10 protein-coding genes are annotated in these 13,151 nt (G+C 72.0%); all 10 read left to right on the top strand.

Annotation, left to right across the window (positions count from 1 at the left end; translation table 11 throughout):
• Positions 1-293: 293 nt before the first annotated feature.
• The 10 genes from AB0P35_RS17495 to AB0P35_RS17540 all read left to right on the top strand — a co-directional run bounded on the left by AB0P35_RS17495 (position 294) and on the right by AB0P35_RS17540 (position 12,839).
• Positions 294-1,979 carry an ATP-binding protein gene (locus tag AB0P35_RS17495; RefSeq protein WP_363511521.1) on the top strand — a complete coding sequence of 562 codons (1,686 nt, stop codon included), beginning with the start codon at positions 294-296 and terminating at the stop codon, positions 1,977-1,979.
• Positions 1,979-2,392 (top strand): roadblock/LC7 domain-containing protein, encoded by a 414-nt coding sequence (locus AB0P35_RS17500; RefSeq protein WP_363511523.1) that lies wholly within the window; start codon positions 1,979-1,981, stop codon positions 2,390-2,392. The genes AB0P35_RS17495 and AB0P35_RS17500 overlap by 1 nt, the downstream gene beginning before the upstream one ends.
• The gene (locus tag AB0P35_RS17505) at positions 2,389-2,751 is read left to right on the top strand and encodes a DUF742 domain-containing protein (protein ID WP_095872899.1); all 363 of its coding nucleotides are present in this window, start codon (positions 2,389-2,391) and stop codon (positions 2,749-2,751) included. Before AB0P35_RS17500 ends, AB0P35_RS17505 begins: the two co-directional genes overlap by 4 nt.
• The gene (locus AB0P35_RS17510) at positions 2,732-3,355 is read left to right on the top strand and encodes an ATP/GTP-binding protein (protein ID WP_363511525.1); all 624 of its coding nucleotides are present in this window, start codon (positions 2,732-2,734) and stop codon (positions 3,353-3,355) included. The genes AB0P35_RS17505 and AB0P35_RS17510 overlap by 20 nt, the downstream gene beginning before the upstream one ends.
• Positions 3,352-4,599: a cytochrome P450 gene (locus AB0P35_RS17515; RefSeq protein ID WP_363511527.1), complete on the top strand. Its 1,248-nt coding sequence runs from the start codon at positions 3,352-3,354 to the stop codon at positions 4,597-4,599. The genes AB0P35_RS17510 and AB0P35_RS17515 overlap by 4 nt, the downstream gene beginning before the upstream one ends.
• 22 nt (positions 4,600-4,621) lie before the next feature.
• Positions 4,622-5,899, top strand: coding sequence for a cytochrome P450 (locus tag AB0P35_RS17520; RefSeq protein ID WP_363511529.1), 1,278 nt, complete (start codon positions 4,622-4,624; stop codon positions 5,897-5,899).
• A 263-nt stretch (positions 5,900-6,162) separates the two neighbouring features.
• Positions 6,163-7,524, top strand: a complete 1,362-nt coding sequence (locus AB0P35_RS17525) for an ABC transporter substrate-binding protein (RefSeq protein WP_363511531.1) — start codon at positions 6,163-6,165, stop codon at positions 7,522-7,524.
• Positions 7,525-7,600: 76 nt separating this feature from the next.
• Positions 7,601-8,611, top strand: a complete 1,011-nt coding sequence (locus AB0P35_RS17530) for a sugar ABC transporter permease (protein ID WP_095872895.1) — start codon at positions 7,601-7,603, stop codon at positions 8,609-8,611.
• A complete protein-coding gene (locus AB0P35_RS17535) occupies positions 8,608-9,564 on the top strand; it encodes a carbohydrate ABC transporter permease (RefSeq protein WP_363511534.1) in 957 nt (318 codons plus the stop codon). Before AB0P35_RS17530 ends, AB0P35_RS17535 begins: the two co-directional genes overlap by 4 nt.
• Before the next feature lie 164 nt (positions 9,565-9,728).
• Positions 9,729-12,839, top strand: a complete 3,111-nt coding sequence (locus AB0P35_RS17540) for an Ig-like domain-containing protein (RefSeq protein ID WP_363511536.1) — start codon at positions 9,729-9,731, stop codon at positions 12,837-12,839.
• Positions 12,840-13,151: the final 312 nt, after the last annotated feature.

Here is a 13,151-nt window from a genome sequence, read left to right on the forward strand (position 1 = left end):
CAAGCGCCTCTCCGGCGGGCCGTTCCCACATTGCGGAACGGTCCGCCGGACGTCTTCACGGCCCTGTGCCCGGCGGCCGGCGGGTGGTGCGGACGCGGATGGTCGCCTTGTGCGACTGTGCGTCAACTCGGCCGTTGAGTCGAAAAGCTGAATGGATATGATCGGGCGACCGCGTGTACCGATCAAATGAGCGGAACACGCCCGGCCGTACGCTCGCCGGCCGGCCCGGCGCACCCGTCTCCGGTCCCGCGGTCTCCCTGCTCCGCCGCCGACGCCGCACGAGGATCAGACAGATGAGAGCTCGCACGCGCCCCGCCCGGGCGGCGTACCGGGGATCCGACGGCGGACCCGCCGTCCGCGCCGCCGCCGGGATGGTCCTCGGCGCCGGAGCCGCCGCCGCGGCCGTCGCCCTCACCCCCTCCGTCCACCGCGCCGCCGTCGCGGGCGTCGCCGCCGTCGCCGCCCTCCTCTGGTGCGGCCTCGTCGGGTACGCCGCCACGCTCGGCACCCGCGCCCGCGCCGCCGAGCGCACCCTCGCCGACGTCCGCCGCGAACTCGCCGAGACCGGAGCCGCCGCAGGCGCGCTGCACACCGAACTCACCGCCACCCACACCGCGGCCGGCGCCCTGCGTGCCGCCCTCGCCAACGCCCAGGCCGAGACCGGCGAGATCCGCACCGAACTGGACCGGGCCCGCGCCGACGAGCAGGCCCTCCGGGCCGAACTCGGCGCCCTGCACGAGGCGCACAGCGCCGCCGTCCGCGAACGCACCGAACTGGCCGCCCTCCGCGACCAGGTGCTGCCCGCGGTGGTCGCGAGGCTCCGCGCCGGCGCCTCCGTCGACACCGCCCTCGCCGGCCACGACCTGCCGGCCCACCACGCCCTGCTGCGGGCCGTCGCCGAGGCCGTCGGCCGCGGCGAGCGCCAGCGCGCCGCCGCCCTCGCCGTCTGCGCCACCGCCGCCGGCCGCGTCCAGGCCCTGGCCACCAGCATGCACGCGGAACTCCGCGAGATGCAGCACCGGCACGGCGAGGACGTGCTCGGCGACCTGCTCGAACTCGACCACGCCACCGCCCAGGTCGGACGGATGGCCGACTCCATCGCCGTGCTCACCGGCGCCCGCTCCGGCCGCCGTTGGACCAAGCCGATCGGCGTCGAGTCGATCCTGCGCGGCGCGCTCGGCCGGATCGGCGCCTACCAGCGCGTCCGCCTGCACAACGCCTCGACCGCCGCGGTCGCCGGGTTCGCCGCCGAGGGCGTCATGCACGTCCTCGCCGAACTCCTCGACAACGCCGCCAACTTCTCCGCCCCGCCGTCCGAGGTGCACGTCTACGTCGAGGAGTCGCACTCCGGCCTCGTCGTCACCGTCGAGGACGGCGGCCTCGGCCTGAGCGACAGCTGGCTGCGCCGCGCCGAACAGGCCGTCTCCGCCCAGCCGCTGGACCTCAGCGCGCTCTCCGCCGGCACCCGCCTCGGCCTCGCCGTGGTCGGCTCGCTGGCCCGCAAGCACGGGCTCTCGATCTCCTTCCGGCCGTCCGCCCGCGGCGGCACCGGCGTGGTGGTGCTCGTCCCCGAGCAGTTGATCAGCCACCCCGCGCCCGCCCTGGCCCGGGCGCTCGCCGCCGCGCACGGCGCGGCGCCGGCACCCTCCGCGGTCCGCCCGGCTGGCACCGGCCGCCCCGTCCTGGAGCCCGCCCCGGCGGTCGCCCCGGCCGGTGCCGCGGACCCGGACCGCACCCATGACAGCGAGGCCGACAGCGAGGCCGGCAACGAGGCCGGCACCGACACCCCGCCCGCCGCCCGGACCCTGCCGCAGCGCCGCCGCGGCCAGACCCTGGCGGCGGCGACCCCACCGGCCGCGCCCACCCCGGCGGCGCGGTCCGAACGGGCCGCCGCCCTGTCCGCGGCCCGGTTCGGCGCCTTCCGCAAGGCCCTGCAAGGGGCCGAGTCCCCCGACGCCCACTCGAAGGACGATGCCTGATGAGCAGCAGCACCGACCAGGACCTCGACTGGCTGCTGGAGAACCTGCTGACGGCCACCCCCGGTGCCCGGCACGCCCTGGTGCTCTCCGCCGACGGCCTGAAGCTCTGCCACACCACCGGCCTCGGCACCGACCAGGCCGACCAGCTCGCCGCGATCGCCTCCGGCATGCAGAGCCTCGCGCACGGCGCCTCCATCGAGTTCGGCGACGCCGCCGGCGGCGTCCGCCAGTCGATGACCGAGTTCCACGGCGGCATCCTCTGCATCGTCGCCGCGGGTGAGGGCGCCCACCTCGCGGTCGTCACCGACGACGACGCCGACGTCGGCGTCGTCGGGCACAACATGCACGGGCTGATCGAGCAGATCGGGGTGTTGCTGAGCGCCCCGCCGCGCGAGATCGAGGCCGGGGTGTGACGCCGCCGCTGCCCGGCCGGGACGAGGACCCGGACCGCCTCTACACCGTGACCCGCGGCCGCAGCCGGCCGCCGGAGCACGCCTTCGACCTGGTCACCCTGATCGTCACCGAGCAGGAGCCGCTGCCCGGCATGCAGTCCGAGCACGCCCGGATCCTCACCCTGTGCGCCACCCCGACGGCCGTCGTCGAGCTCGCCGCCGAACTCGCCCTCCCGGTCAGCGTGGTGAAGATCCTGCTGGGCGACCTGCTGGAGGCCGGCCGGATCACCGCCCGCCACCCCAGGTTCGCCCCGACCAAGGCACGGCTGCCCGACCTCGACACGCTGAAGCAGGTACTGCATGGTCTCCAACAGCTCTGACACCCTCACCCCGGGCAGGGCCCCGCTCTCCAGCACCGCGGCCAACGGTCTGAAGATCGTCGTGGTGGGCGGCTTCGGCGTCGGCAAGACCACCCTGGTCGGCTCGGTGAGCGAGATCCGCCCGCTCAACACCGAGGAGACCATGACCCGGGCCGGCGAGGGCGTCGACGACCTCACCGGGGTGCAGGGCAAGCGGTCCACCACGGTCGCCTTCGACTTCGGCCGGATCACCCTCGGCGCCGAGAACGTGCTCTACCTCTTCGGCGCCCCCGGCCAGGAGCGCTTCTGGTTCCTCTGGGACCGCCTGTTCAGCGGCGCCCTCGGCGCCGTGGTGCTGGTCGACACCCGCCGGCTCGAGGAGTCCTGGTACGCCATCGACCGCCTGGAGCACCACGGCACCCCGTTCGTGGTCGCCCGCAACAACTTCGGGCCGCCCGAGCACACCCTCGCCGAGGTGAGGGCCGCCCTCGACCTCGCCGACCACATCCCGCTCGTGGAGTGCGACGCACGGGACCGCGAGGCGAGCAAGCAGGTGCTGATCGAACTCGTCCACCACCTGCACCGCATGGCCGAGGCCGAGGCCTCCGGAGAGGACACCCCGTGACCGAGCCCGTCACCACCCCGCCGCCGGGCTGCCCGGCCCACGCCGACGCCGCCCCGCTGTACGGGCCGCGGTTCCAGACCGACCCCGGCGCCCTCTACCAGGAACTGCGCGACCGCCACGGCCCGGTCGCCCCGGTCGAACTCGCCGGCGGGGTCCCCGCCTGGCTGGTCATCGGCTACCGCGAACTCCAGCTCGTCACCGGCCAGCCCAAGGTCTTCGGCCGCGACTCCACCCGCTGGAACCAGTGGCCGCACATCCCCGCGGACTGGCCGCTCAAGCCGATGATGGCGCCCGTCCCCTCGATCCTCTACGCCGAGGGAACCGAGCACCAGCGCCGCTCCGCCGCCGTCACCGACGCCCTCTCCGACGTCGACCCGTACGAACTGCGCATCCACTGCGAGGAGGTCGCCGACCGGCTCATCGACGGCTTCGCCGGCCGCGGTGAGGCCGACCTGGTGGCCGACTACGCGCACCGGGTGCCGCTGCTGGTGCTCTGCCGGCTGTTCGGCCTCGACGAGGACGAGGCCCCGGTGCTCATCCGCGGCCTGCTCGCCATGCTCGACGGCGGCGCCGACGCCCAGGAGGGCGCCCAGCAGCTGCTCACCGTCATGCTCGGCCTCGTCCACCGGCGCCGCGAACTCCCCGCCGCCGACGTCACCTCCCGGCTGCTCGCGCACGAGGCGGGACTCAACGACGAAGAGGTCATGCGGGACCTGCGGGTGCTGCTGATCGCCGGCCACCAGCCCCTCGCGTACTGGATCTCCAACGCGCTGCGGCTGATGCTCACCGACGAGAGGTTCGCCGCCTCCCTCTCCGGCGGCCGCCGCTCCATCGGCCAGGCACTCGGCGAGGCCCTCTGGGAGGACACCCCGACCCAGATCTTCGCCGGCCGCTGGGCCACCCGCGACGTCCACCTCGGCGGCCAGCGGATCGCCAAGGGCGACATGGTGCTGCTCGGCTTCGCCGGCGCCAACGCCGACCCCGCCGTCCGCCAGGACACCGGGCGCCCCGCCGAGGGCAACCGCGCCTACCTGAGCTTCTCCGCCGGCGACCACGGCTGCCCCTACCCGGCGCGCGAGGCCGCCGAGGTGATCGCCAACACCGCGATCGAGGTGCTGCTCGACCGGCTCCCGGACCTGCGCCTCGCCGTGTCCGAGAGCGCCCTGGTGTGGCGCCCCTCGGCGTGGGTGCGCGGACTGATGGCCCTGCCGGTGGCGTTCACCCCCGGCTACGTGGCGGAGTGACGAGACCCGAGGAGGGGCAGCGATGACCGAACCGACCGCAGCGACCACAGTGACCGCAGCGACCGCCGTGGCACCGGCGACCGGACCGAACCAGCCGGCGGACGGCACACCGTTCGTCATGGACCCGCTGGCCCGCGACAACGCCGCCGAGGGCGCCCTGCTGCGCGCCGCCGGCCCGGTGGTGCCGGTCGACCTGATGGGCGTCCACGGCTGGGCGGTCACCCGGCACGCCGAGGCCCGCCGGCTGCTCACCGACGCCCGGCTGGTCAAGGACGCCGCGCACTGGGCCGCGTACCAGCGCGGCGAGGTGCCCAGGACCTGGCCGCTGATCGGCCTCGCCGTCCCCGGCCCGTCCATGGTCACCACCGACGGCGCCGCGCACCGCCGGCTGCGCGCGATCGTCGCCCAGGCCTTCACCCCGCGCCGGGTCGAGCTCATGAAGCCCCGCATCGAGGAGATCACCGCCCGGCTGCTCGACCAGGTCGCCGCGGCCGGGCCGGTGGTCGACCTGAAGACCGTCTTCGCCTTCCCGCTCCCGATGTCGGTGATCGGCTGGCTGCTCGGCGTGCCCGAGCACGACCACGCCTACATTCGGGAGTTGTACGAGCGGTTCTTCTCCAGCACCACCAAGCCGGACGAGGTGCCGGCCACCATCGCGGCGCTGAACGCCTTCGTCGCGGACCTGGTGGCGCTGCGCCGGGCCGAGCCTGGCGACGACCTGATCAGCGCCCTGCTGACGGCCGACGTCGAGGGCGGCGCGCTGACCGACGCCGAGGCCTCGGCCACCCTGCGGGTGATCATCGCGGCCGGGCACGAGACCACGGTCAACCTGATCACCAACGCGGTCCGCGCACTGCTCACCCATCCGGACCAGCTCGCGCTCGCCCGTTCGGGCGAGGTGCCCTGGTCCGCGGTGGTCGAGGAGTCGCTCCGCTGGACCCCGCCGACCAGCAACTTCCTGTTCCGCTTCGCCACCGGGGACATCGAGGTCGGCGACACCGTCGTCCCCGCCGGCGACGCCGTGCTGATCTCCTACAACGCCATCGGCCGCGACCCCGCGCAGCACGGCGTGACCGCGGAGATCTTCGACATCACCCGCGACGCCGAGCGGCACCTCTCCTTCGGCCACGGCCCGCACGTCTGCCCGGGCTCGCCGCTCGCCCGGCTGGAGGCCGCGGTCGCACTGCCCGCGCTGTTCGAACGATTCCCGGACCTCGCCCTCGCGGTGCCCGAGGAGGAGCTGCGGCCGAACCCCACCATGGTGGTGAACAGCCTGCGCGAGCTGCCCGTCCGGATCTGAACCGTCCGAACGGGCCGCGGAGGGCCGGTGCGCCACCGGCCCTCCAGCACAGCCGGATTACGACCGGGACACCGGCCGATGAAGGTCGAACGCGCACCTTGGCGTGCGGTAACCGGTGAGTTAACGTCTTCAAGCCAGCGTACTGCTGGGTACAGCTCGATCATCCGGTACAGCGCAGTGTTGTTGTCCCACGCCGGCATCTCGGGTGCCCTGGCCAGGAGGAGCGCATTGACCACCACCACGATCGCCTGTGAGGCCCGCCGATGACCACACTGATGCGGCGGCGCCTGCTCGCCGTCCCCGCCGTGCTCGCCCTGGCCCTCGCCGCGGCGTGTTCGAACAGCTCCTCCAAGGACGGCGGCGGCAACTCGGCGGCGCCCACGCTCACCGGTGACTGCGCCAAGTACCAGGCCTATGCCGGCCATTCCGGCACCAAGGTGACGATGTTCGCCTCGATCCTCAGCCCGGAGTCGGACTCGCTGGAGAAGTCCTGGGCGGAGTTCAGTTCTTGTACGGGCATCAAGATCTCGTACGAGGGCTCCAACGACTTCGAGTCGCAGCTGCCCGTCCGGGTGAGCGGCGGAAACGCGCCCGACTTCGCGATCATCCCGCAGCCCGGCCTGCTCGCCCAGATGGTCAAGACCGGAAAGGTCGTGAAGCCGCCGGCGCAGACCGTCGCCAACGAGGACAAGTGGAGCCCGGTCTGGAAGACCTACGGCTCCGTCAACGGCACCTTCTACGCGGCGCCGATGAGCGCCAACATGAAGTCGCTGGTCTGGTACTCGCCGAAGGCCTTCAAGCAGGCCGGCTACGAGGTCCCGAAGACCTGGGCCGACCTGATGGGCCTCAGCAACAAGATCGCCACCTCGGGCGGCGCCAAGCCGTGGTGCGGCGGCATCGCCTCCGGCACCGCCACCGGCTGGCCGGCCACCGACTGGGTGGAGGAGGTCGTCCTCGGCAGCTACGGCGGCGACGTCTACGACCAGTGGGTCAGCCACAAGGTCAAGTTCAGCGACGAGAAGATCACCGGCGCGATGAAGACGGTGGCCGACTGGATGCAGAACCCGGCCTGGGTCAACGCGGGCATCGGCGACGTGAAGTCGATCGCCACGACGACCTTCCAGGACGCGGGCGCGCCGATCCTCACCAACAAGTGCTTCATGCTGCAGCAGGCCTCGTTCTACCGGGCGCAGTGGCCCAAGGGCACCAACATCGGCCCGGACGGCGACATCTTCGCCTTCCACCTGCCGGCCGTGAACCCGACGGTCAGCAGCCCGGTCGAGGGCGGCGGCGAGTTCCTGGCGGCGTTCTCCGACCGGCCCGAGGTGCAGGCGGTGCAGAACTACCTGTCGAGCAGCGAGTGGGCGAGCAGCCGGGTCAAGACCTCGTCCGGCTGGGTCTCCGCCAACCAGGGCGTCGACAAGAGCCTGTACACCGACCCGATCGACAAGCTCTCCGCCGAGGCGCTCACCGACCCGGCCGCCACGTTCCGGTTCGACGCCTCCGACCTGATGCCGGCCGCCATCGGCTCCGGTCAGATGTGGAAGTCGTTCACGGCGTGGTTCGCCGAGGGACAGTCCATCCAGAAGGTGGCGGCCGACATCGACGCGGCCTGGCCGCAGTAACGCCGGCCGCCTCCGGGCAGCGCGGGTCCCACCCGCCCGCGCTGCCCCTCCCCATGTCCGAGGAAGGACCCTCCGCATGCCCACGGCCACCGCCGTGCACCTCGCCGACTCGGCGTGGACGGATGCGACGATCAAGTTCACCAACACCGTCGGAGCCGTCGCCGGCTTCCTCGGCGTGCTGCTGCTGATCTTCTTCGCGGCCGGCCGGGCGACCGGGCGGTTCTCCCGCCCGCTGGCCGTCCTCGTCATGATCGGGCCGGCGATCCTGCTGCTGCTGGTCGGCCTGGTGGTGCCGCTGATCCGCACCGTCTACCTGAGCTTCTACAACGACGACTCCACCAAGGCGGTGGGCGGCAGCAACTACGGCTGGGCGCTGACCACCGACTCCATCCACCAGGTGCTGTGGAACACCCTGCAGTGGCTGGTGGTCGCCCCGCTGGTCGCCACCGGCACCGGCCTGGTGCTGGCCCTGCTGGTCGACCGGCTGCGCGGGCAGGCGCTCTACAAGTCGCTGCTGTTCATGCCGATGGCGATCTCCCTGGTCGGCGCCTCGATCATCTGGAAGTTCGTCTACGAGGACCGCGACCCGTCGCAGCCGCAGATCGGCCTGCTCAGCCAGATCGCGATCAGCCTCGGCTGGGACGACCCGCCGAACTGGATCCTCTCCCACCCGCTGAACAACTACCTGCTGATGATCGTCATGATCTGGGTGCAGACCGGCTTCGCGATGGTGGTGCTCTCCGCGGCGATCAAGGCCATCCCGGACGAGATCACCGAGGCCGCCCGCCTCGACGGCGCCCGCGGCTTCCAGCTGTTCCGGCACGTCACGGTGCCGATGATCCGCACCACGCTGGTGGTCGTGCTGACCACCGTCATGATCACCACGCTGAAGGCCTTCGACATCGTCCGCACCATGACCGGCGGCAACTTCGGCACCCAGGTGCTGGCCAACGAGATGTACTCGCAGTCCTTCGTGCAGTTCAACGTCGGCCGCGGCAGCGCGCTCGCCGTGATCCTCTTCCTGGCCGTGATCCCGCTGGTGGCCTACAACATCGTCCAGCTGCGCAAGGAGCGTGAGCACCGATGAGCGAGCAGCTCGCCCCGGCCCCGCAGCCGGGAGCGGCGGACCGCGAGCCCCCGGTGAAGGCCGTCCGCCGCGTCTTCAGCAACCCGCTGGCCTCACTCCTGATGCTCGTGGTCACCGTGCTGTGGACGATCCCGACGATCGGCCTGCTGGTCACCTCGCTCCGCCCGGAGGAGGACGTCGCCACCAGCGGCTGGTGGGAGGTCTTCGCCGACCCGAACCTGACCCTGGAGAACTACCACACGGTGCTCTTCGAGGGTGGCTTCGGCGTCAGCGGCGGCCTGTTGCCGTACCTGGTCAACTCGCTGGCGATCAGCATCCCGGCCACCGTCTTCCCGCTGGTGCTGGCGGCGATGGCGGCGTACGGGCTGGCCTGGGTGAAGTTCCGGGGCAGCGACATCGTCTTCTTCGCGATCTTCGCGCTGCAGGTGGTGCCGCTGCAGATGGCGCTCATCCCACTGCTGCAGCTGTTCTCCGGCGGGGCGCACATCGGCTCGGTCACCGTCATCCCCGCCTTCGACCTCAGCGGCACCTACGCCCCGGTCTGGCTGGCGCACACCATGTTCGCCATGCCGCTGGCGATCTTCCTGCTGCACAACTTCATCGCGCAGCTGCCGCGGGACGTGATGGAGGCGGCGGTGGTCGACGGGGCCACCCACTTCAAGATCTTCCGGTCGATCGTGCTGCCGCTCTGCACCCCGGCGCTGGCCTCCTTCGCGATCTTCCAGTTCCTCTGGGTCTGGAACGACCTGCTGGTGGCGCTCACCTTCGCCGGCGGCACCCCCGAGGTCGCCCCGATGACCGTGCGGCTGGCACAGCTCTCCGGCTCCTTCGGCGGCCGCTGGGAGCTGCTCACGGCCGGTGCCTTCCTGTCGCTGATCGTGCCGCTGATCGTCTTCTTCGCGCTGCAGCGGTACTTCGTCCGAGGCCTGCTGGCGGGCTCGGTCAAGGGCTGAGCCCGCGACCGGGCCCGCCCGGCGGAGGCGCCGCGCCCGACTCCTGACGGTCCGTGACATGGACCGAGAATGTGGGGATTTCGAGGACGCGCAACCCGTACAGCCGGTACACCGGTAGCGGCGATTCCGTCGATTGTCCGGTTGTCCGACGTGTGGGGGATGGCGTGAGGTTCAGAAGACGTCTGGCGTGCCTGGTGGCCGCCGCGCTGGCGGGGGCCGTGCTGGCCGCCGCACCGGCCGGGGCGGCGGGAACCGCGATCCTCGGCAACACGGCGGTCGGCTCGGCCACCGACTCGGGCGACTCCAACTACATGAACACCTCGCGCTTCGTCACCGGTTCGAGCGGCGGCGCGCTGGGCAGCGTCAGCGTGCACGTCGGGGCGGTCGGCGCCGCGCCGAACAACCAGTACCAGGTCGCGGTCTACGCCGACGCCTCGGGCAAGCCGGGCGCACTGGTCGCCTCCAGCGCCTCCGGCGCGCTCACCGCCAATGCCTGGAACACCCTGCCGCTCGCCGGCACGCTCACCGCCAACACCGCGTACTGGCTGGCCTACAACAGCAACGGCAGCAGCGCGGCCGTCAACAACCTGCACTACAGCAGCGGCGGCACCAGCGGCTACTCCACCGGCGGCACCCCCTTCGGCAGCTGGCCGTCCACCTTCGGTGCCAGCAGCACGATGAGCGCCACCTTCTCGATCTACGCCACCTACACCCCCGACGGCGGTGGCACCACCCCGCCGGGCAGCGGCCCGGGCTCCGAGGGCCCGATCCTGCTGGTCGGCAACGCGGCCAACCCGTACACCGCGTACTACACCGAGATCCTCAAGGCCGAGGGCCTGAACTACTACAAGCAGACCGACCTGTCGGCGGTCACCGCGGCGACGCTCGCCTCCTACGACCTGGTGCTGCTCGGCGAGACCGCGCTCACCCCGGCTCAGGTGTCGATGTTCACCACCTGGACCAACGGCGGCGGACGGCTGGTCGCGATGCGCCCCGACAAGCAACTCGCCGGCCTGCTCGGCCTCACCGCCACCACCGGCACCCTCGCCGACGCCTACCTGAAGATCGACACCTCGGCCGCCCCCGGCGCCGGCCTCACCGCCGACACCATGGGCTTCCACGGCACCGCCGACCGCTGGACGCTGAACGGCGCCACCGCCGTCGCCGCCCTCTACGACGACGCGACCACGGCCAGCGGCAACCCGGCCGTCACCCTGCGGACCGTCGGCAGCGGCCGGGCCGCCGCCTTCACCTTCGACCTCGCCAAGTCGGTCGTGCAGACCCGGCAGGGCAACATCGCCTGGGCCGGCCAGCAGCGCGACTCCACCGACGGCTACGAGGCCGCCGAGATGTTCTTCGGGACCAACGGTCAGCCGAACTGGAACAACCTCGACAAGGCGCTGATCCCGATCGCCGACGAGCAGCAGCGGCTGCTGTCCAACCTGATCACCCTGATGGACTCGGCGAAGAAGCCGCTGCCGCGGTTCTGGTACTTCCCGCGGGACGTCAAGGCGGTCGTCGTGATGACCGGCGACGACCACGGCATCGGCGGCACCGTCGGACGCTGGGACAGCTACGTCTCGCAGTCCCCGGCCGGCTGCTCGGTGGCGGACTGGGAGTGCGTCCGCGGCTCCTCGTACATCTACACCGACGACCCGATGACGGCGGCCCAGGCCCAGTCCTACACCGACGAGGGCTTCGAGGTCGGCGTGCACGTCACCACCAACTGCAAGCCCTGGGGCACCACGGCCAACCTGCAGCAGTTCTACACCGACCAGCTGACCGCCTGGAAGGCCAAGTACGGCTCGCTGCCGAACCCGTCCAGCAGCCGCACCCACTGTGTGGAGTGGGACGACTGGGCCGGCCAGGCCAAGACCAAGCTGGCCAACGGCATCCGGCTCGACATGGACTACTACTACTATCCGTCCTCCTTCGTGCAGGACCGGCCCGGCTACTTCAACGGCACCGGCACGATCATGAAGTTCGCCGACACCGACGGCAACGTCATCGACGAGTACCAGGCCACCACCCAGCTCACCGACGAGTCCGGCCAGTCCTACCCGTCCACCATCACCACGCTGCTCGACGGCGCGTACGGCGCCAAGGGCTACTACGCGGCCATCGGGGCCAACATCCACACCGACTTCGCGGCCTCCACCGCCTCGGACGCGGTGATCGCGGCGGCCAAGGCCCGCGGGGTGCCGGTGGTCTCCGGCCGGCAGATGCTGACCTGGCTGGACGGCCGCAACGGCTCCGCCTTCTCCAAGCTCGCCTGGAGCGGCAACTCGCTCACCTTCGACATCACCGGCGGCACCCGCGGCCTGCGCGCCATGGTGCCGGTGAACTCCGCCTCCGGCACCCTCACCGGGATCTCCAAGCAGGGCCAGGCCGTGCCCTACCGGATCGAGACGATCAAGGGGACGGCGTACGCCTTCTTCGACGGCGCGGTCGGCTCCTACACCGCGACCTACGGGCAGGACACCACCGCGCCCACCGTCACCGGCACCACCCCCGCGGCCGGCGCCACCGGAGTCGCGGTCGGTACCCCCGTGAAGTTCTCCTTCAGCGAGCCGCTCGACCCGGCCACGGTCACCGCCTCGGCGCTCACCCTGAAGACCACCACCGGCGGCACGCCGGTCGCCGGCACCGTCTCCTACGACGCGGCCACCGGCACCGCCGTCCTCACCCCGGGCGCCGACCTGGCGCTGACGACCGGTTACACCGCCACCGTCCAGGGCGTGAAGGACCTGGCCGGCAACACCCTGGCCGCGCCGGTGTCCGTCTCCTTCACCACCGCCGGGGCGCCGCCGAAGACCATCGGGTCGAACGCGGTGGGCACGCTGGTCGACGACACCGACTCCAACCACCTCAACGGCTCCAAGGTGACCACCGGCTCCACCGCCGTCGCGCTCACCTCGCTGAGCGTGCACGTCGGCGGGGTCAGCGCGGCGCCCAACAACCAGCACCAGTTGGCCGTCTACACCGACAACGCCGGCTCGCCCGGCACCCTGGTCACCGCCACCGGCTCCGGCACGCTGACGCCCAACGCCTGGAACTCGCTGCCGGTCTCCGTCACGCTCGCGCCCAACACCAGCTACTGGTTCGTCTACAACAGCAACGGGACGAGCTCGACGGTGAACAACATGCACTACTCGACCGGTCCGGCAGGCTCCGGCGCCTACAGCAACACCGTGGTGCCCTTCGGCACCTGGCCGGCCAGCTTCGGAACCGCCGTCAAGGACAGCCTCGTCTACTCGCTGTACGGCGCGTACTGACGATCCGTCGGCAGGCCCGCCTCCGGGCCGGCCGGCCGCCGCGGGGCGCTTGTGTCACAACTCTGCGACACAAGCGCCCCGCGGCACTTTTGAACCTGTTCAGAAATGCCCCCGGAGGCCTAGAGTCACGGTCACCGTCGCGAGGCCGCCTGCCGGCCGCCGCGTGTTCAGTGACGCTTGAGGGGGACTCATGTCGACACCGTCAGACAGGACACCGCCGCCCGTGCCCGGGAAGGGGCCCGCGGAGGACTCCGAGGTCCGGCCCGCGGCCGACGCTGGGGTCGGGGCCGACGTCGGGGCCGGGTCCAATGT

It is taken from the genome of Kitasatospora sp. NPDC085879, from assembly GCF_040686255.1.
Lineage (GTDB): Bacteria > Actinomycetota > Actinomycetes > Streptomycetales > Streptomycetaceae > Kitasatospora.